This window comes from Ketobacter sp. MCCC 1A13808, assembly GCF_009746715.1.
Classification (GTDB): Bacteria; Pseudomonadota; Gammaproteobacteria; order Pseudomonadales; family Ketobacteraceae; genus Ketobacter.
Genome location: NZ_VRKW01000006.1, coordinates 192,422 through 211,418, shown reverse-complemented (window position 1 = coordinate 211,418; position 18,997 = coordinate 192,422). Strand labels below are relative to the sequence as shown.

General features: G+C 52.4%; 15 protein-coding genes. 7 read left to right on the top strand and 8 right to left on the bottom strand.

Features of this window, described 5'->3' with window-relative positions; genetic code table 11:
• Positions 1–37: 37 nt before the first annotated feature.
• The 6 genes from FT643_RS13400 to argS all read right to left on the bottom strand — a co-directional run bounded on the left by FT643_RS13400 (position 38) and on the right by argS (position 6,365).
• Positions 38–1,357, bottom strand: coding sequence for an acyltransferase family protein (locus FT643_RS13400; protein ID WP_156871905.1), 1,320 nt, complete (start codon positions 1,355–1,357; stop codon positions 38–40).
• Positions 1,358–1,668: 311 nt separating this feature from the next.
• Positions 1,669–2,043: a gamma-butyrobetaine hydroxylase family protein gene (locus FT643_RS13395; RefSeq protein WP_156871904.1), complete on the bottom strand. Its 375-nt coding sequence runs from the start codon at positions 2,041–2,043 to the stop codon at positions 1,669–1,671.
• 19 nt (positions 2,044–2,062) lie between these two features.
• Positions 2,063–3,406 carry an HslU--HslV peptidase ATPase subunit gene (gene hslU, locus FT643_RS13390; RefSeq protein WP_156871903.1) on the bottom strand — a complete coding sequence of 448 codons (1,344 nt, stop codon included), beginning with the start codon at positions 3,404–3,406 and terminating at the stop codon, positions 2,063–2,065.
• On the bottom strand, positions 3,406–3,996 hold the full coding sequence (hslV, locus tag FT643_RS13385; RefSeq protein WP_156871902.1) for an ATP-dependent protease subunit HslV: 591 nt from the start codon (positions 3,994–3,996) through the stop codon (positions 3,406–3,408). Before hslV ends, hslU begins: the two co-directional genes overlap by 1 nt.
• 29 nt (positions 3,997–4,025) lie before the next feature.
• Positions 4,026–4,541: an SPOR domain-containing protein gene (locus tag FT643_RS13380; RefSeq protein WP_156871901.1), complete on the bottom strand. Its 516-nt coding sequence runs from the start codon at positions 4,539–4,541 to the stop codon at positions 4,026–4,028.
• Between the two features lie 63 nt (positions 4,542–4,604).
• Entirely contained in the window at positions 4,605–6,365 is a 1,761-nt protein-coding gene (gene argS, locus FT643_RS13375; RefSeq protein WP_156871900.1) for an arginine--tRNA ligase, read from the bottom strand.
• Positions 6,366–6,608: 243 nt separating this feature from the next.
• Here argS and FT643_RS13370 point away from each other — a divergent pair, with 243 nt between their 5' ends.
• From FT643_RS13370 to FT643_RS13355, 4 genes are all read left to right on the top strand, one after another.
• A complete protein-coding gene (locus FT643_RS13370) occupies positions 6,609–7,778 on the top strand; it encodes a GGDEF domain-containing protein (protein ID WP_156871899.1) in 1,170 nt (389 codons plus the stop codon).
• Positions 7,753–8,931: a GGDEF domain-containing protein gene (locus FT643_RS13365; protein ID WP_156871898.1), complete on the top strand. Its 1,179-nt coding sequence runs from the start codon at positions 7,753–7,755 to the stop codon at positions 8,929–8,931. Before FT643_RS13370 ends, FT643_RS13365 begins: the two co-directional genes overlap by 26 nt.
• A gap of 232 nt (positions 8,932–9,163) precedes the next feature.
• The gene (locus FT643_RS13360) at positions 9,164–9,529 is read left to right on the top strand and encodes a hypothetical protein (RefSeq protein WP_156871897.1); all 366 of its coding nucleotides are present in this window, start codon (positions 9,164–9,166) and stop codon (positions 9,527–9,529) included.
• A gap of 127 nt (positions 9,530–9,656) precedes the next feature.
• A complete protein-coding gene (locus FT643_RS13355; RefSeq protein ID WP_156871896.1) occupies positions 9,657–11,168 on the top strand; it encodes a hypothetical protein in 1,512 nt (503 codons plus the stop codon).
• On the opposite strand, the gene FT643_RS13350 is transcribed toward FT643_RS13355, so the two are convergent.
• Positions 11,128–13,350: a primosomal protein N' gene (locus FT643_RS13350; RefSeq protein ID WP_317622025.1), complete on the bottom strand. Its 2,223-nt coding sequence runs from the start codon at positions 13,348–13,350 to the stop codon at positions 11,128–11,130. The two genes, FT643_RS13355 and FT643_RS13350, sit on opposite strands and share 41 nt — an antisense overlap.
• 205 nt (positions 13,351–13,555) lie before the next feature.
• Here FT643_RS13350 and rpmE point away from each other — a divergent pair, with 205 nt between their 5' ends.
• The 3 genes from rpmE to FT643_RS13335 all read left to right on the top strand — a co-directional run bounded on the left by rpmE (position 13,556) and on the right by FT643_RS13335 (position 16,180).
• Positions 13,556–13,771, top strand: coding sequence for a 50S ribosomal protein L31 (rpmE, locus tag FT643_RS13345; RefSeq protein ID WP_156871895.1), 216 nt, complete (start codon positions 13,556–13,558; stop codon positions 13,769–13,771).
• 2 nt (positions 13,772–13,773) lie between these two features.
• Positions 13,774–14,661: a thermonuclease family protein gene (locus tag FT643_RS13340; RefSeq protein ID WP_156871894.1), complete on the top strand. Its 888-nt coding sequence runs from the start codon at positions 13,774–13,776 to the stop codon at positions 14,659–14,661.
• Between the two features lie 253 nt (positions 14,662–14,914).
• On the top strand, positions 14,915–16,180 hold the full coding sequence (locus tag FT643_RS13335; RefSeq protein WP_156871893.1) for a malic enzyme-like NAD(P)-binding protein: 1,266 nt from the start codon (positions 14,915–14,917) through the stop codon (positions 16,178–16,180).
• Positions 16,181–16,263: 83 nt separating this feature from the next.
• Here FT643_RS13335 and FT643_RS13330 read toward each other — a convergent pair whose 3' ends face one another.
• Positions 16,264–18,840, bottom strand: a complete 2,577-nt coding sequence (locus FT643_RS13330; protein ID WP_156871892.1) for a penicillin-binding protein 1A — start codon at positions 18,838–18,840, stop codon at positions 16,264–16,266.
• Between the last annotated feature and the right edge of the window lie 157 nt (positions 18,841–18,997).

The window sequence follows — 18,997 nt, the reverse complement described above, 5'->3', positions numbered from 1 at the left end:
GGCGCGGCGTTGCCGAGGATACAAACGCACACAAGGTCTATTCTGAAGGTGCCGCAACGGAGCGGGCCGGTTTGTTTTGCTGCTTGCCTTTGCCCCGCAGATTCATAAACGGCTTTTCAATCAGTACATAGGTGATATAGCAAATGGGCAAAGTACACAGGAGGAGCACTGCGAAGGTCAGTAGCATCCAATGGTGGTCGACCATGCCTTCCGTACGTAGATTGGCCTGAACGGTTTTGATTACCGAACCGACCAGGGGGATCGCCAGCATGTAATGGAACAAATACAGGGTGTAGGAAAATTGGGCAAACGGATACCAGAGGCGCGCACCCAGCAAGGCGCGGAAAGTCCGGCCAGCCAACCCGGCATCGCCGCAGATCACGATTATCCAGCACAATGCGATAGCGAACAGGTTGCGGTCTGTAAGTTGCTGAATCCGGCTTAACCAGACAGAATCCCCCAGCCAGTGTTTGTTCCCGTTCATAAAGATGCCGACCACGATAATGAGTAGGGCGATTAGGGTTAGTGTGGTCTTGCGTCCCCTGTTTTGTAAAAAACGATCAACGGCAGGGCTGTGGTGAACGTGTAGATAGGCGACGATGGCACCCGCGACCAGCGGCCCGAATCGGGTGTAGATGTTGACGTAGATACGATCGAAATAATGAACGATGTTTTCTTTGCTGCTAAAGGCTTCGGCGTAGGTCCAATGCCAGATCCTCTGATCCAGGAAACTCACCACCGCGATGATCAGCGAGGAACTCAAAAACAGGACCAACAGCCAGAATAAGGGGCGTCCGGAAGGCAGGATCAGCCACAGCAACAGCAAAGGGAAAAGTAGATAAAACTGTTCTTCCACGGCCAGTGTCCAGGTCCAGCTCATGGACATGGTTTCCAATGGCAAAAAATTATTCACATACAGTAAGTTGGCCCAGAGGTTGGCCGACATGGACGCGGGTGCCAGAAGATAAAATACCCCTATTGCAAATAGGTAAGCCGGTGTTAGCCGCAGATAGCGACGCCAATAGAATGTCTTCAGGTCCAGAGTCGAGTGCTTGCGATATTCCAGAAACAACAATCGCCCGATCAGAAAACCGCTGATGGTAAAAAACACATCGACCGATTTATCCAGCCCCCAGATCCAGGTGAGATAACCCGGAGTGCTTTTGACGAATTGGTCGAATTCCTCGAAGGGCAGGTAAATCGAACTCAGAAAAAAGCTGTGGTAAAGCAGGATGGCAAGGCAGGATAAACCGCGCAATCCGTCAATGTAGTCCACATTGTTGGCCGGTCGGATAAAGGCCGAGCGGGTATTGGATTTCAGCGCCTGCCAGGGCAGGAGAACGGTTTTGGGCAGCATGATTCGATACAACTAATCGGATTGAGAAAGGGTTTTAAGAAAAATCTAAAGTACTTATCGCCATTGTAGCCTGCTGACGAAAATTCACCCGATAAGACCCAGGTTAGCTTGATGATGCTACTGGGATTGAGCGTGACTGTTAAGTCGAAATCGTAGCGGCTTCGATTGTACGGTCGGCTGGAGGGCAAAGCAAGGTTATTGACAATGCCGGACACATTACATGTCTGACAGTGACTTAGGTTAGAAACTCAATTCTGAACGGCACCGCTTGAGGGTGGCGGTGTTGATTTCGGTTGTGGTCGGTCCTGGATTCAATCGGGCTTCCAGCTACCGATAACCGCAGATCCCCTGGACTTTCCGGCTTTTTCCAACTGGTTCAGGTAATCTGCCCAAAGCTGTGCTTTCTCAACGCACAGTTTGTGCAGATAACTCCACGAGTACAACCCGGAATCATGACCATCATCGAACGTGATTTTGATTGCGTAATTACCGATAGGCTCGATATTGCGGATAGTCACCATTTTTTTGCCATGTTGCAAAATGGGTTGGCCATGGCCCTGGACTTCTGCAGAGGGCGACAGCACCCGCAGCATTTCGTAGCTAAGGCGATGACTTTCGCCGTCGTACACCAGCTCCATTTCCTTGGATTCCGTATGTAGCTTTATTTCAGAGGGCGTGGGGGTCATGATGATCCTGAGTCTGTGATTAGAGAATGTAGCGGCTTAAATCTTCGTCGCCGGCCAGGTTGCCCAGGCGTTCATTGACGTACGCAGCGTCGATGATAAACGGATTCTTACCGCTACTCAGGGCCATGTCCGATGCCGTGAAAGAGATTTCCTCCAGCAAGCGTTCCATCACGGTGTGCAAGCGCCGCGCACCGATATTTTCGGTGGTTTCATTGACCTGAAAGGCCACTTCCGCCAAACGCCGGATCGCGTCTTTTTCAAAATTGATATTCAAACCTTCGGTTTCGATCAGCGCTTTGTATTGTTCGGTGAGTGAGGCGTCCGGCTCGATCAGGATGCGCTCGAAATCATCGGCAGTCAGCGCCTGCAGTTCAACGCGGATCGGTAAACGGCCTTGCAATTCCGGTACTAAGTCCGAGGGCTTGGCAAGATGAAATGCGCCGGAGGCGATAAACAGAATATGGTCGGTTTTCACCTGGCCGTATTTAGTGGTGACGGTACAACCTTCGATAAGCGGCAGCAGGTCGCGCTGAACCCCTTCCCGTGACACATCGGTGCCGGAGGTTTCAGAGCGTTTCGCCACCTTGTCGATTTCATCCAGGAACACGATGCCGTTTTGTTCAACGGCTTCCACCGCTTTAGCTTTGAGCTCGTCTTCGTTGACCAGCTTGGCGGCTTCTTCGTCGCGCACGATTTTATAGGCGTCGGCCACTTTCATGCGATTCTTTTTCTTTTTGCCGGTACTGAGATTGGAAAACATATTTTGCAGTTGGCTGGTCATTTCTTCCATGCCCGGCGGTGCCATGATTTCAACACCGACGGAGGCAGCCGATACTTCTATCTCAATCTCTTTTTCGTCCAGTTCACCCTGGCGCAGTTTTTTACGAAACATCTGGCGGGTGGACGATTCATCCGGCTTTTCGTCGTTGTTGCCCCATTGATCCCGGGCGGGGGGGATCAATGCATCCAGGATACGGTCTTCGGCGGCATCTTCTGCCTGGCTACGCATGCGGTTCATTTGTTCTTCGCGCATCATTTTGATGGCGCTGTCGGCCAAATCACGGATTATGGATTCGACATCCCTGCCAACATAGCCGACTTCGGTAAACTTGGTTGCTTCAACCTTAATGAATGGGGCTCTTGCAAGCTTCGCTAAGCGTCGTGCGATTTCGGTCTTACCGACCCCGGTGGGGCCGATCATCAGAATGTTTTTGGGTGATATCTCCGCACGTAGTTCGCTGTCAAGCTGCATGCGGCGCCAGCGATTACGAAGAGCAACGGCAACCGCGCGCTTGGCGTCCTGCTGGCCAATAATGTGTTTGTTCAATTCATCGACAATTTCACGGGGGGTCATATTGGACATTAGGCGCAATCCAGTTCTTCAATAGTTTGGTTGTGATTGGTATATATGCAGATATCTGCGGCGATGTTGAGCCCTTTTTCGACTATTTCGCGGGCAGAGAGTTCGGTGTTCTCCAGCAGGGCGCGGGCGGCGGACTGGGCAAACGGTCCGCCGGAACCAATGGCGATCAGGTCGTTTTCCGGCTGAATCACATCGCCGTTGCCGGTGATAATCAGGGAGGCGTCCTTATCAGCAACGGCTAGTAGCGCTTCCAGGCGGCGCAACGCGCGTTCGGTGCGCCAGTCTTTGGCCAACTCCACCGCGGCGCGGGTGAGGTTGCCCTGATGCTTTTCCAGCTTGGCTTCAAAACGTTCAAATAGCGTGAACGCGTCAGCAGTACCGCCGGCAAATCCCGCCAACACGTTGTTATTGTACAGGCGCCGAACCTTGCGCGCGTTGCCCTTCATCACGGTATTGCCCATGCTGACCTGACCATCGCCGCCGATTACGACTTTGCCGTTGCGGCGGGCCGAAAGAATGGTGGTGCCTCGATATTGTTCCACAGGAGATCCTTTTGCCAAGATTGTATACGTCGTACCGCCTGGCGGCATTCGATGGTTACTGTTATTGGGGGCGGGTTCTACTTTTTCAAGCGTAAAACAATGTGTTCGATATGGTTGTTGGCCAGAGTGGTTTTAGCGCTTTCAAGAGCAGAGGGGTTGTCGAAGGGGCCTATTTGCACGCGGTGCCAGCTTTCACCCGGGTTCAGTTCCACTTTCTGGATTTGCACATCGAGCCCCATTAGTATCATTTCGGCCCTGCGGTGATCCGCTTCTGCAGCGGAGCGGAAGGACCCGGTCTGGATGATGAAAGTCTCACCTTTGATGGCTTTGGTGTTGCTGTTCTTGCCGGCCTTGGGTTCTGCCGCGGCCTCTGGTGCGACCACTTCGCGGTCGGGCAGTAAGGTATAAAAATCAAATTTCGGGCTGCTTTTGCCTTTGCCGTTCAGGGTGGGGGCTTTCATCTCCACCTGTTGTAACTGTTGCTCGGTGGGTTTGACGCCGGTGAGATAATACAGAAATGCCAGAAACAGGCCGGTGATAACACCGGTGAACAGCCATACCCAAGGTGGTATACCGGATTCAGATTTTGCCAAAAGAGTCTCCGTTTTTTTAGTTGTCGGTGCCGATATCAGCGGCACCGTTTCCTGTCCGCAGAACTACATTTTTTCGGGAGCGTTCACACCCAGCAACCTGAGCCCGTTGGCAATCACGTTTTTCACTGCGATCGCCATGGCCATGCGACCGTTGCGAAGAGTGTCATCGTCCACCAGAACTTTGTTGCTGTTGTACCAGGTGTGAAAATCCTGCGCCAGGTCCCTCAATGTATACGTTAATTGGTGCGGTGCCCGGTTGCGGGCGGCGTTGGCAACCGATTCCGGCCAGGCAGCCAGACGTTTCGCCAGATCTTCGATGTTGCTCTCCGGTAGCTGGGCCAATGCGGCCAGACCTGCCTCTTGATTGTAGCTCAGATTGCGCTCGCCCAATTCCCGTATCATGCTGCACACGCGGGCGTGGGCATATTGCAAATAGAACACCGGGTTGTCGGCGGTTTGTGAGCGTGCCAGGTCAATATCAAATTCCAAATGCTGTTCCGGTGACCGGGTCAGATAAAAAAAGCGGGTGGCGTCATTACCGGCTTCGTCGATCAGTTGGGACAAGGTGACAAAGTTGCCCGAGCGTTTCCCCATGCGGCCGGAGGAGAGCGTGACAAACTGGATTAAAGCAACGTGGAATAAATCGCCTTTGCCGGTTAGGGCTTCAATGGCCGCACGCACCCGGGCGATATACCCGTGGTGATCAGCGCCCCAGACATCAATCAGGTTTTCAAAACCGCGATCCAGTTTGTTCAGGTGATAGGCGACATCGGCAGCAAAGTAGGTATGTAAGCCATTGTCCCGAATCAGGACACGGTCTTTTTCGTCACCCAGATCCGAAGTGCGTAACCAGGTGGCTCCGTCTTTTTCATAAACGTGTCCGCGTTGTTTGAGCCGATTGACCGCTTTGTCGATAGCGCCGCTGGTGGCCAGGCTGCGTTCCGAAAACCAGTGATCAAAGTGCACATTGAACGCGTTCAGGGTGGCTTTAATGGATGCCATTTGGGTGTCCAAACCAAAATCCTGCACGGTTCGGTAGTCATCGCCGAGCAGGCTTTGCACCCGATTGATTAAGGCATCCAGGTGGCGCTCTTTGGCCATTTTAATCTCATCGCCTTCGCCCTCCGGGTCTTCCGGTACGCCATCGATCACGCTGGCGTAGGTGTGGAAGTAGTTTTTCCCGGCTTGTTTAAATAGTGCTTCACCGCAGGTTTGCACATATTCGCCCGGATAGGCCCGCGACGGAATCCGGATACTTTCACCACAGGCTTCCAGGTAACGCATATACACGGAAACGGCCAATACATCGGCCTGCCGGCCGGCATCGTTAATGTAGTACTCCCGCTGCACCTCATACCCGGTGGCACTGAGCAAATTGGCTAAAGCCGAACCATAGGCGGCGCCACGCCCGTGACCGACGTGCATGGGGCCGGTGGGATTGGCCGATACATATTCCAATAGCACTTTTTCACCGCCACCGACGTTGGGGGAGGAAAACCCATTAACATCGTTCAGTGCCTGCGCTACAGCTGCGTAGCGCGCGCGGTCATTAATAAAAAAATTAATAAAACCGGGCCCGGCTATTTCTGTTTTGGTGATGGTTTGATTGGCGGGCAGGTTTTCAATTATAAGCTGAGCCAGATCGCGAGGCTTTTGTGCTGCCGGTTTTGCCAGCACCATGGCCAGATTGGAGGCGAAATCGCCGTGTGATTTGTCTTTGGTGCGGTCCACCTGGATTCGCCTTGGGGTGGTGTCCGGAATGATGCCCTTGCTAATCAGGTTATCAAATGTGGTTTCCAGCAGGCTTAACAGAGTTTCTTTCATTCAGGTTGCACTATAAGGTTAATGGTCAGGAAAAGTGACGTTTTGACGGGGAAATAGCGGCGTATTATGGCGTGTTAGGGGCGGCTTTTCCAGTTGCACTGCCAGTTGTTTGCACAGTGTACGTCTAAGTAGCATTTAGTAACGGTTGGTAAGCTTGTGGTTGCCTGCTCTGGTGTCTGGCGCAGGGGTATGCAACATTTACAGCTCATCAGGAATAACGATAAAACCAATTGATGGACCAATATGATTCATGTGATCCGCAGCTGGCTTAGTCGGGCGACACCTTCACAGCGGTGTATCGCAGCGATTGTGCTTTGCACCCCTTTTTTATTGCTGTTTATCATGACACAAAGCGTTGGCTTATTTGTGCCCGACTGGCGGGCGATGCTGGTGCCGGGATACGTTGTTATGGCGAACGCTGTTTTGCTGGTTTGTATTGCAATCGGTTGGCTGGTCATTGCCTTGCTCTGGCGCAACCGTATGAATACCCGGCCGCTTCCCAAAACATACGCGTTCGTGGCTTCCGTTCTGGGGCTGGCGTTTACGGTAGAGGCGATACTTCTGGGGCCGATGACCTATCCAGCCGGTCTGGTGATTGTGGGTATTATCCCGATTGGCATAATGCTGCTGGATTTGCGCTCGGTGGGGCTTGCGTTCGTGATGGGAGTGACACTGTTCTGGGCGAACGATATGGCAACCTATGCGGGTTTCCTTGATTACGCCCCGGGTTATGGAGATCAGGCATTTGTGGATGGTCAGCACCAGCTGATAGCCGAGATGCTGCGCAGTGGTACCCTTTATATTAGCCTGGTCGCTTACGGAGTCATTACCTGGATTCTGTTCGACCAATACGACTATCAGCGCGCGCATTTATCACGCCTGGCGCGTACCGATCCGCTCACCAACTTGTCCAATCGCCGTAATTTTATGCAAAGACTGGAAGAAGAATGCCAGCGACAGAACCGCATTGACCAGCCGTTGAGTTTGGTGATGATGGATGCGGACCATTTCAAATCGGTGAATGATCGTTACGGTCATATCGCCGGTGACAGTGTATTAGCAGGTATTGCCGGAGTGCTAACAGAGGTTATGCGGGTACCGGCCGATTTGCCTGCCCGGATTGGTGGCGAAGAGTTTGCCATTTTGCTGCCCGAAACCGGCTTGCAAGGCGCTTTGCAGGTTTGCCGGCGTATTGAGCAGCGCCTGGAAAACCAAGCCTTTCAATCCGACGGCCATGCCTTTTACGTTACGCTGAGTATGGGTATTGTCGAAAGCAATGGATTGGATGCCGGTGCCTTAATGCACTTGGCCGATGCCAATTTGTTCAAAGCGAAAGCGCAGGGGCGTAATGGCATCGTGTCAACAGTTGAAGAGGGCTTAGCATACAATGCAAGAAGTGCTCCTTTGGCTTGAGACCTGGTTTCGGCAAAAGCGTGATGTAGTAGCCTGCTTGGTCATGTCCACGATGACACTGCCCATGCTGCTGCTGTTTATTTTCATGCCCTGGTTTGCACTTCGTCATCCGGAATGGCGTTCAATCTATGTGTGGAACACGGTGGTCATGGTTCAGGTGGTGTTAGTTGCCTGTGCGTTAGTGTTGACCGGGATTGCCCTGTTCAGTTGGCTTCGTCGTTTTTCGCAGCGTGACTTTCCGGCGCTCACCGCGCTCACGGTCTGCATCAGTTTGACGGCGATCTTTACCTTAAATTACAGCTATGGCTATAAAGATTCGCCCCTAATGTTGCTCGGTTTGGGCATGATGATTCTTGTAAGGGCTTTATTTAAGCCCAAAATTTACAAACCGATGGTATTTGTGTTGCTGTTTCTATTTGGGGCGGCAGAGGTGGGATTCTGGACTGGTTCATTGAGCTATGCGCCGATTCTGCGAACACCTATTTACACCGGAGCGGACTTACTACCCTGGTGGAGCTTTTGGTTGCGGATCATTTTTGTGTTGATCGCATTGCCGATGGTCGCGCTGTTTTTTATTCATGGTTATTTCATGCGTAAAGAAAAGCGGGCTTTGGAGCAATTGGCCATTACGGATTCGTTAACGGGTATCTCCAATCGCAGCTATTTTATGGCGCGCTTGGAAATCGAAGGGCGCAGGCACGCCCGCAAAGATTTGCCTATGTGTATTCTAATGTGCGATGTGGATAATTTTAAAAGAGTGAATGATGCCTGGGGCCATGCGATGGGGGACGACGTGTTGCGCGCAATTGGCAATATTCTCAATCAAAGTGTGAGATCGCATCACGACGTTGCGGCGCGCATCGGCGGCGAGGAGTTTGCAGTGCTCCTGGCGAATATGCATTTGCCGCAGGCGAAGCGAGTCGCAGAAAAAATCCGTCAGCATTTGAGTCATCATATCTTTGGTAATGCAGAAGAAAGCTTCCAGGTTACGTTCAGCATCGGTGTGGCCCAGGTAGATAACGGAGACGGGGCAAGGGGGCTCAAACTAGCGGATGATTATTTATATAAGGCAAAGGAAGAGGGGCGCAACCGGGTAGCCGCGATGCAGCTGGTACCCCGAGCGACGTTTTCGGATGCGGCAATCGTCGAATAGTTTTACACATTCTGATTTTCGCTGTTGGTAGCGATTGTTTAAGCGTTTGAATCTTTAGACGATAGCAGAGCTGGCATTAAGACTGCATTCAAATTGGTGTAAGTCGTTTTACAGCGCTTCCCAAACTAAATTGTTTCAGTTTTCGTGAATCTTAAGCATCGTCATCGAACTGTTAAGTTGAGACAGATGCGCGCGGATTCGCATCGAAAAAATTTTCCTAAGGTGCAAATGGATGAAGCACAAATCTTTCATACGTTCATTATTATGTCTGCTGGTATGCAGTGTTGCGGTGACTACCGTGCGGGCACAGAGCGGGGAAGCCGGTTCTACGGTCGGCGTTGAACAGGCCATCGCGTCCAAATCTGCTGGCGATAACGCTGCTCCCACTGCTGAGTCCGGGGGATTTACCTTGGCAACCTTGGAGTCAGGCTCTTCCCGCTTGGTGGCATCCTCACCCTTGCAGGATGCACCGGTTGCAAATCCAATGTACCCGCAGCCGGATGCAGTGCACTACGATCGTGCGCCGGAACCACCGGTGGCACTGTTGGTGTTGATCGGGTTGCTTGGGTTGATCGTTGGTCGCCGTCGGTTGCGATAATGGCCCCCCAACGTAGCCCGGTTATTTAAGTTCGTTGCCATACACAGTTGCTCTATTGGGAAAGTTGCCTGCCCTGGTATAAGGTTAATTAAGTTATTCACGATTGAGGCAGGTGATGGGGGCTACGGTGACAGGTTCAAGCAGAACTCAGGCAGACCTTGCTTTTGCGCTTGCCAGCCAGATTGCCAAAAACGCGGACTGCGACGGGTTCAATGTGGGGGTGTTGGGTGGGAGCGGTTCCGGTCGTTCCACTTTCTGCCGCTCGCTGTGCCGGCAAGTTGTGCTGGACTCGTCGCAATCCTGGCTGGTTGCGCAATTCCGGCCGCCCATTCAAGCCCGGCGTTCCTGCGTACTCCCGGCCTTGTTCCAATCTTTGCTGACCGCTCAACACATCGATTCTGCAAACAGCCAGGGCGCGAACAGTTTGGTTTTCCTGCATTCCGGTGTTTGCGCCAGGTTACTCCTGCTGTTCCGTTTTAGCCTGGCAACGCAGAAAGCAGGGTGGTTTTTTTTACTGTTCGCCTTTGCGTTCCTGTCGTGTTTGTTGCTTTGGGTTGCCCCCGGCGCAATCACACAGTTTAGTGCTGGCCAAATAACGTTGGCAGAAACTGTTGGTCTTTGCGGGTTGGCTTTGTTGCTGGTATTGATGGCGAGGCAGTGTAAAAAGCTATTGGTCATCAGCGATTCGGATGTGTCCCTCTCGCATTTAAACGAACTGTGTCGCCTGCGATTAAACCCGTTGTGGGGGCATCGCCGGCGGATGATCCTGGTAGCAGATGAGTTTCATGCCGTCGAAGGGTTGGCTTTGCCCCCGATACTTCATTCCCTGCACGCATTGCCTGAGTCGGTAACGGTGATTTATGCCCTGGATGCCGACGTTGCGTTGGCGGCATTTGCCGGACTTTATAAAGAGCTGAATGGTGGGCAGCTTTATGTCGATGTGCAACAGCAGGCAAGAGCGCAGCTGGCAAGGCTGGTTGATGTTTCTGTTAACCTGGATCTTTTGGATGCAACGCAACACCATTATCCGGGGCAACTTCCGCTTCAGCCGGATGCCGGCGAGGTTGCTGAAATACGGCAGCGTTTTGATAAATGGGTCGCCTATTTCGGTTTCAAAAACCCCCGCCAACAAAAGCGATTGTTGGCCACTTATCGAGTGTTGCAGGCGCTGATTGATGAAGACGGAGCCCTCAGCAAAGGCAACAATCCCACCCTGGATCATTTAACCGCGGATGTCAGTTGCCCGATGTTAATTGCGCTGTGTGCGCTGGAATATATAAACAGCCTGTCAGACCCGCATCTGCGAACCGCGCTGCTGTGCTGGATCGAACGTTACCGACAGCGAACCTTTCACGATGAAACCGAGACGGCGTTATCGGATATGGATTCAGCGGGGAGGCTAACGGAAGACATCATCGCGGTTGCGATCAGGGCACCACGGGCTACAGCCGAAAGCGGATCTGACTACGCTCGGTTGGTGGCGGCGTTTGTATTGCCAGCCCTCCAAGTTCATGCTCAGCGGTTGCAGGCAGCAGCGGATCAGTGTGTGAGCCCACCTAGCACTCCGCATAAGCGGGATTTATCGGCTTCTGGCTTGATTAATCCAGGGTCACGGGGTCGACATCCAGGCTCCACTTAATACGATGCCCCGCATTGTCCTCCACCTGCTGAATGGAAAAGCGCAACATATTCTGTAGATTAGGCCGGAGTGTTGCCCTTAACATCAACTGGAAGCGAAATCGACCGGCTTTTTTTGCCATCAAAGCCGGAGCAGGCCCCCAGATTTCCACGTTAAGTTGTTCGGCTGTGGCTTGCAGCGCCACTGAAACCTGGTGCAGAAAATCCGATGCTTGTTTCGGGTTAGTGCTCTCTGCCCGGATCAGGGCCAGATGGCCGTAAGGTGGCATGCCCATCAGGCGTCGCTCCTGCAGCAACTCGGTAGCAAAAGGCCCATAGCCTTGTGCGATTAAGGTTTGCAGCAACGGGTGCCCGGGTTGATGTGTCTGCAAAAATACCAGACCTTTATCATCACCACGGCCCGCTCTGCCGGCGACCTGTATTAATAGTTGAGCCATATGTTCGGTGGCGCGGAAATCGGCGGCAAACAAACCCGAATCAATGTCACAGACGGCGACTAATGTCACCTTAGGGAAGTGGTGTCCCTTGGCCAGCATCTGTGTGCCTACCAGAATGCAGGGCTCACCACTGGCAATGCGATCCAGTTGCCGGCCAAGGGCGTGTTTGCGTTGTGTCGTGTCACGATCAATCCGGATCACCGGTGTATCCGGGAACAACGCAGTTAGATTGTCTTCCAAGCGTTCGGTGCCCATCCCGATGGGTCTTAGATCGGTGCTTTTACAATGCTCGCAAAGGCGCGGAATGGCCCGTTGATGGTTGCAATGATGACAATGCAAACGGGCCGGACTGGAGTGGCAGGTCATGCGATGGTCGCAGTGCGGGCACTCTTTAAACCAGCCGCAATCGTGGCACATAAGCACCGGAGCAAACCCGCGCCGGTTAATAAACATCAATACTTGCTGCTTGGCTTTCAGGCGTTGTTTGATTTCAGACAGCAGTTCCGGCGACATGCCATGGGTCAGCGCTTTTTGGCGGATGTCCATAACCCGGAACTGCGGGGCCGCTGCGGAACCCGCGCGCCTGGTTAATAATAAATGCAGGTAGCGTCCACTGCGGGCATTGTGCAATGTTTCCAGAGCGGGAGTGGCGCTGCCCAGGATGACCGGGATATTTTCCTGTTTGGCCCTGATGATAGCCAGGTCCCTGGCGTGGTAGCGAAATCCTTCCTGTTGTTTATAGGAAAGGTCATGTTCCTCATCGACTACAATCAGTCCCAGCTTTTCAAAGGGGGCGAATAATGCCGAGCGTGTTCCCAGAACAATACCTGCTTCGCCAAACCGGGCTTTGCGCCAGCTGGTCAGACGTTCCCTTTCGCTCAAATTGGAGTGGATGCTAACCACGGGAACGGCAAATCGCTGCTGGAAGCGATGCAGGGTTTGAGGTGTGAGCCCTATTTCAGGCACCAGCACCAGCGCCTGCCGGTCGCGTTTCAAACAGTCGGCAATGGCCTGCAGATACACTTCTGTCTTCCCGCTCCCGGTCACCCCTTCGAGTAAAACCGGAGCAAACGCATTGCTGAGTCGAATCTGGTCCAGCGCGTGTTGTTGCTCCGGGTTCAGGGTCAGTGCGCTTTCGGCTAGCAAAATTTCCCGCTGCCAGGGGGTTCGTTGCTGCTGATCCTGAAGCGGTTCCGCTAATTCTTTTTTATGCAGTGCGTTCAGGGTGGCCCGTTCAACTCCCAACCCTTTTAACACCGGTTGATGCAGTCCTTGTGGATGTTCCCTTAGCAGCTCCAGGGCTTGTATCTGCCGGTTAGCACGGCGCAACTGATCGAGCCCGATCAATCGCCCTTTTTGCGTTATTCGCCACAGTTCGGTGCGTTCATGCCAGGAATTGTCCTGATTTCGCAGCAGTGTGGGAAGGGCGTGGCTATATACATCACCGATTCCGTGCCGATAATATTCCGCAGCCCACTGGCACAGTTTCATCAGGGGTTGTGGAATGGCAAGCTCGTCGTCAAGCACGGCACTGATGGTTTTCAGTTTCGCAGCGCTGAACTCCGAATGAAGGCTGGTGGAATGGATGATGCCGATCATCTGGCGTTTGCCGAAGGGAACTTTAACCCGGGCACCGGGTTGCAGCAGGTCGGCCGGGATGTCGGCTTTGGCTAAATAATCGAAGGTGCGGCGCAAGGGTAGGGGGAGCGCAACCTGAATTATGGTGTGTGATGGCTGGGTTAACACGGGAGATTAATCATAAAAAGGCCTGAATTTCCAACCAGTTAGAAAATAGTACCGATCAACTGTAATGCTTTGCTTGCCAATTTGCCACACTTTGGTATGATTCGCGGCCTTATATACGGTACTCGTATTGCGTATTCCATCGTATTTCATGCGGTGCCCGGCACAAGATCGGGTAGCGGCGTGAATAAAACATTAGGTGAGCATCATGAAGCAAGGCATTCATCCCGATTACGACACTATTAAAGCAACCTGCACCTGCGGTAACGTTATTGAAACCCGCTCGACACTGAAAGGTGAATTGCACCTGGATGTGTGTTCAGCTTGCCACCCTTTCTATACCGGTCAGCAAAAAGTAGTGGATACCGGTGGCCGGATCGATAAGTTTAAACAGCGATTCGGGGCGGTCCGTCGCAGCAAATAACGTTGCGGCCCGGTTTAGAGCGCATCAGAAAGGCACCGGAAGGTGCCTTTTTTCGTTTTGCCCTGTTGCTGTTTTGTGGGTTTGGTGCGCTGCCCGCGTTAGCTACAGAATGCTCGGTGTTACCGTTTCGCTCAGATGCCGAAAGGGTGCAGGTTAAAAAGGTGTATGACGGTGATACTCTGACCCTGAAAGACGGTCGCCGTATTCGTTTGTTAGGCATAAACACCCCGGAATTGACTCATGGTGGAAAGCCAGCCGAACCGTTAGGCAAGCAGTCCCGTCAGCAGCTGAAACAGATTTTGGGCAAAGGGCCGGTTTTTTTATTGGTGGGCAAAGAGGCTCACGATCATTATGGCCGGGTGCTGGGACATGTGTTTGATGCCGCTGGCGAGAGTGTGTCGGCACAGTTGTTACGGCTAGGCGCGGGATTTGCGGTGGTCATTCCACCCAATACCCGACTGTCGGAGTGCTACCAGGAAGCCGAGCTGTTTGCGCGTAGCAATGGGTTGGGCGTCTGGGGTAACCCTTTTTTCCAGCCGGTATCCAGTGCGTCTACCGCTTTGAAGGGGGGCTACATTCGGGTGACCGGTGTTGTGCAGCGGGTGAGTTTGACAAAGAAAGTAATCTGGGTGGATCTGGAAGGTGATGTCACCCTTAAAATTGATAAAAAATATTCTGACTATGTGTCCGGAGCTGTACTGGACGCCGTCATGGCAAGGTCGCGTAATGCGCAAGCCAAACCGGAATTAATGCTGGAAGCGCGCGGTTGGATGTCCGATCGTCTATCCTGGAAAGGCAGTATGCCTAAACTGATCAAGCAGGGTAAGCGCAAACGTTTTCAGCTTAATATACAGCACCGACTGGTGTGGTCTGCTGTCGCCGGCAGATAACACGGTGGCTCAATAGTACAGGGAGCGTATTGTATTGAAACAATCTCTTATTGAGCGAGTATGTCGATTTCGCTATCCTACAGCCCCCCTTTATAAAGCTGTTTCCCGGGGGCAGTGTCCGATAGCTGGCAGACTAAAAGTTGGTCGCTGAGTGTAAGAGGAGATGAGCGGGTTCTTCAATTCGTAATGTAGTTGGTAGCCTGCAGTAAGTACCGCGAAATAATCGCAAACCCATCAGGGGAAGCCATATTTTATGTCCGATTTAAAGAAAGCCGCACTAGAGTATCACCTAAAGCCACGTCCCGGAAAAATCAGTGTCGAGCTGACCAAGCCGACTGAAACTGCACGGGATCTCTCTTTAGCCTATAGCCCTGGTGTAGCGGAACCCGTCCGTGAGATCGCAAAAGACCCGGAAAATGCCTATCTTTATACGAATAAGGGCAATCTGGTCGCGGTTATCAGTGACGGTTCGGCCATTTTGGGGTTGGGCAACCTGGGTGGGCTGGCAAGTAAGCCCGTGATGGAAGGTAAGGGTGTTCTATTCAAGCGTTTCGCTGGAATCGATGTATTTGATATTGAAGTTGATGCAGAAAATCCGCAGGCATTTATCGATACAGTTAACCGCATCTCTCCCACATTCGGCGGCATTAACCTGGAAGACATCAAAGCACCGGAGTGCTTCGAGATCGAACGGGTCTTAGTGGCGCAGTGTAATATTCCGGTATTCCATGATGATCAACACGGCACTGCGATTATCGCTGCGGCCGGGTTAGTGAATTCGTTGGAGCTGCAGAATAAAAAGATCGAAGATATTTCCATTGTTTGCATCGGTGCCGGTGCAGCGGGGGTCGCAACCCTCAGATTGATTATGGAAATGGGTGCCAAAAAAGAGAATATTTATGTGCTGGACCGCAACGGGGTGATTCACTCCGGGCGCACCGATCTGAATCAATACAAAGCCGCTTTTGCTCATGATACAGAAAAGCGCACTCTGGAAGACGCGTTAGCGGGAGCTGACGTGTTTATCGGTGTATCCAGTGCGAATCTGCTGACAGCCGGCATGCTGCAACTGATGGCGCCGAATCCGGTTGTCTTTGCTTTGGCTAATCCGGACCCTGAAATTCGCCCGGAACTGGCTTACGAGATACGTGACGATGTTATTGTGGCGACCGGGCGTAGCGATTATCCAAATCAGGTGAATAACGTATTGGGTTTCCCCTATATCTTCCGGGGAGCTTTGGATGTTCGCGCTACGCGTATCAACGAGAAAATGAAAATCGCAGCGGTACACGCCATTAGTCAATTGGCAAAAGAACCAGTGCCTCAGGTGGTTCGGGATGCCTATGATGGCGTGGAGCTGGAGTTCGGGCGCAATTACATTATCCCGAAACCGATGGACCCGCGTTTATTGGGGGTGGTTTCAGCGGCAGTGGCGCAAGCGGCTGTGGATAGCGGTGTTGCTACCCGGCCTTATCCTGCTCATTACCCGCTGATGACACTGGACGATATAAAGTATTGATTCAGACGCAGGCTAAAAAAGGCCGCTATTGAGTAATCAATAGCGGCCTTTTTATTGGCGTTGGTTTGGAGTGGTCCGTGCTGTCAGAATAGTTGTTCTGGCAACTCGCCTTGTTCCATGTGTGGATTTGGCACCTCTTCCTCGGCACTTTGCTCCGGTGCATTTTCATCGCGGAAATATTCAAATATCCCATTGGCCTGCCCTGGAATGGCTCGTTTTCCTGTTTCCGGATCGATGCGTACAGTCGTGATGCCGTCTGGAATTCGAATTGGAGACTGCGGGTAGTCTTTCAACGCCACAGCCATATAATCAATCCAGATAGGTAGAGCCGCTGTGCCTCCATATTCTCTGTGCCCCAGTGTTTTTGGCTGGTCGAAGCCAACCCAGACGGTGGCGACAACGTCGCGATTGAAGCCCGAAAACCAAGCGTCTTTCTGGTCATTGGTGGTACCGGTCTTACCGGCAATGTCATTCCGGTTTAATGATCGCGCCCGGGTACCGGTTCCCCGTTTAACCACATCCTGCATCATACTGGTGATCAGAAAATTGACCCGCTCATCCTGCACGCGTTCTGCGTAGCGGACCGGCTTGGGCTCAGGCGTCGTCGCCTCTTCCGGGGCGTCTTCGTCGAATGCGTCCAGTTTGTCTTTTGGCGGCTCAGGTTGCGCTGCCGTTCCGGTATTGTTGGGCTCCGCTTGATCTGAAACCGGTAGCTCCGAATCGGATTGCGCTTGCAGCTGATCGTATTCCAATTCTTGCTGGCATTGTTCGTTGCAAACCAAAACCGGATTGCTCTCAAACACCCGGTTACCGGCTTCATCTTCTATATAGTCGATATACCAGGGTTCGATCATAAAGCCTCCGTTCGCCAGAACAGAATAGCCGGTGGCAATTTCCCAAGGGGTCAAAGCGGCACTGCCCAGCGCCAACGACAGGTTGTTGGGCAGCTTGCTGGCTTTAAAACCGAATTGAGTGGCGTAACGGATGGTCTTTTTCACGCCCATTTGGCGCAACACCCGGATTGAGACCAGGTTGCGAGACAGATACAGTGCTTTTCTGAGCCGGGTCGGGCCATAGAAGCGTCCGCCGGAATTCTCGGGCCGCCAGGTGCTTTCCAGGCTGGAATCCTTAAATACCACCGGCGCATCATTGATAATGGTGGCTGGCGTCATGCCGTAATCCAGAGCCGCACTGTAAATAAAAGGCTTAAAGCTGGAGCCGGCTTGGCGCCCCCCCTGAATCGCGCGGTTAAATTTGCTGGTTTGGAAATCGAAGCCGCCGATCAACGCCAGAATGGCGCCGTTGTGAGGATCGATGGAGACCATGGCGCTTTGGGCAATGGGTTTCTGCGCCAGGCTCCAGTCACCCACGGTCGTTACTTTGCCCGTCTTGCTGTCTTTCTGTTCCACTTTCTCATTGATGATGCGAATGACATCGCCGATCTCGAGCACATCCTCCGGCTTTTTCGGGGCCGGTCCGCGGTCTAAATTGTCGATATAACTTCGTGCCCATTTCATGCCCTCAAAGGGGACGTTTACGCTTTCGCCAGACTTGATGAGTACCGTGGCAGACTGTTCTTCGATTGCGGTCACCACGCCGGGCTCAAGGATGTCGATCGTTCGGAACTTCCGCAATTGGGATTGCAGGGTTTCCGGCGTATCCAGTTCAGGATTGATTTCCAGTTTGGCTTCTTCGCCACGATAGCCGTGACGACGGTCGTATTCGATCAAGCCTTTGATCGTGGCTTCGTGGGCCGCTTTCTGAAAGTCGGCTTTCAGGCTGGTGTAGACCCGGTAGCCTTCGGTATCGGCTTTTTCCCCGAATCGCGCCACCATGTCCCTTCTTACCATTTCAGCAAAGTGCGGTGCTTCGACTTCCACCGGAATGCCATGCAGCTCCGCCGTGGTGGGCTCGGCCTGGGCTTGCTCCTTGGCGGATTTATCGATATAGCCCAGCTCCAGCATGCGCGACAAGATCCAGTTGCGGCGAGTGTGGGCCCGGGATGGGTTGGTGACCGGATTAAAAGCGGAGGGGGCCTTAGGGAGTCCGGCAATGGTGGCCAACTGTGCCAGACTCAGCTCTTGCACGGGTTTTCCGTAGTAAACCTGGGCCGCGGCCTGGATGCCGTAGGCGCGGTGACCCAGGTAAATTTTATTCACATACAGCTGCAGGATCTGTTCTTTGGACAGCTTGCGTTCGATGTCCAGGGCCAGAAGTATCTCATTGAATTTTCTTAGAAACGTGCGTTCGCGGGTGAGAAAGTAGTTTTTGGCTACCTGCATGGTGATAGTGCTGCCACCGGTTTTGATAGAGCCGGTGGAAATCAGCTCCAACGACGCACGCGCCAGTCCTTTGAGATCAACCCCGTGATGACTGAAGAAACGAGCGTCTTCAGCTGCCAGCACTGCCTGAATAAAGTCTTCAGGAATCTCTGAATATTGAAGTGGTGAACGTTTTTTCTCACCAAATTCAGCAATTAGCTTCTGTTCACTGGAATAAATCCGTAAAGGCGTCTGTAATTGTATTTCAAGGATCTGTTCAACCGGTGGCAGTTTAGGGCCGAGGTAAAGCAGGGTTGCTGAAAAAATCAGTATTCCTGCACTAAAAGCCAGTAAAAGTAGCCATAGCGTAACGCGAACGATTGGATGAGATTTCAGCATGTTTTGGACGCAAACTTTGTCAAAGTGGGTTTTTAAAATTGGTAAAATTTTGTTCAGAGTGTGAATTATACGACGATAATCTAGGGCGATCTAATTGCGCGTTCTAATATTGTGGTATTTAATGTAATTAGACATATTGTTTTTGTAAGTGTGCAGA

What these genes read in the sequence shown, in the direction of transcription:
- FT643_RS13400 (WP_156871905.1), bottom strand. Translation starts at nt 1,357, where the DNA reads ATGCTGCCCAAAACCGTTCTCCTGCCCTGGCAGGCGCTGAAATCCAAT.
- FT643_RS13395 (WP_156871904.1), bottom strand. Translation starts at nt 2,043, where the DNA reads ATGACCCCCACGCCCTCTGAAATAAAGCTACATACGGAATCCAAGGAA.
- hslU (WP_156871903.1), bottom strand. Translation starts at nt 3,406, where the DNA reads ATGTCCAATATGACCCCCCGTGAAATTGTCGATGAATTGAACAAACAC.
- hslV (WP_156871902.1), bottom strand. Translation starts at nt 3,996, where the DNA reads ATGCCGCCAGGCGGTACGACGTATACAATCTTGGCAAAAGGATCTCCT.
- argS (WP_156871900.1), bottom strand. Translation starts at nt 6,365, where the DNA reads ATGAAAGAAACTCTGTTAAGCCTGCTGGAAACCACATTTGATAACCTG.
- FT643_RS13370 (WP_156871899.1), top strand. Translation starts at nt 6,609, where the DNA reads ATGATTCATGTGATCCGCAGCTGGCTTAGTCGGGCGACACCTTCACAG.
- FT643_RS13365 (WP_156871898.1), top strand. Translation starts at nt 7,753, where the DNA reads ATGCAAGAAGTGCTCCTTTGGCTTGAGACCTGGTTTCGGCAAAAGCGT.
- FT643_RS13360 (WP_156871897.1), top strand. Translation starts at nt 9,164, where the DNA reads ATGAAGCACAAATCTTTCATACGTTCATTATTATGTCTGCTGGTATGC.
- rpmE (WP_156871895.1), top strand. Translation starts at nt 13,556, where the DNA reads ATGAAGCAAGGCATTCATCCCGATTACGACACTATTAAAGCAACCTGC.
- FT643_RS13335 (WP_156871893.1), top strand. Translation starts at nt 14,915, where the DNA reads ATGTCCGATTTAAAGAAAGCCGCACTAGAGTATCACCTAAAGCCACGT.
- FT643_RS13330 (WP_156871892.1), bottom strand. Translation starts at nt 18,840, where the DNA reads ATGCTGAAATCTCATCCAATCGTTCGCGTTACGCTATGGCTACTTTTA.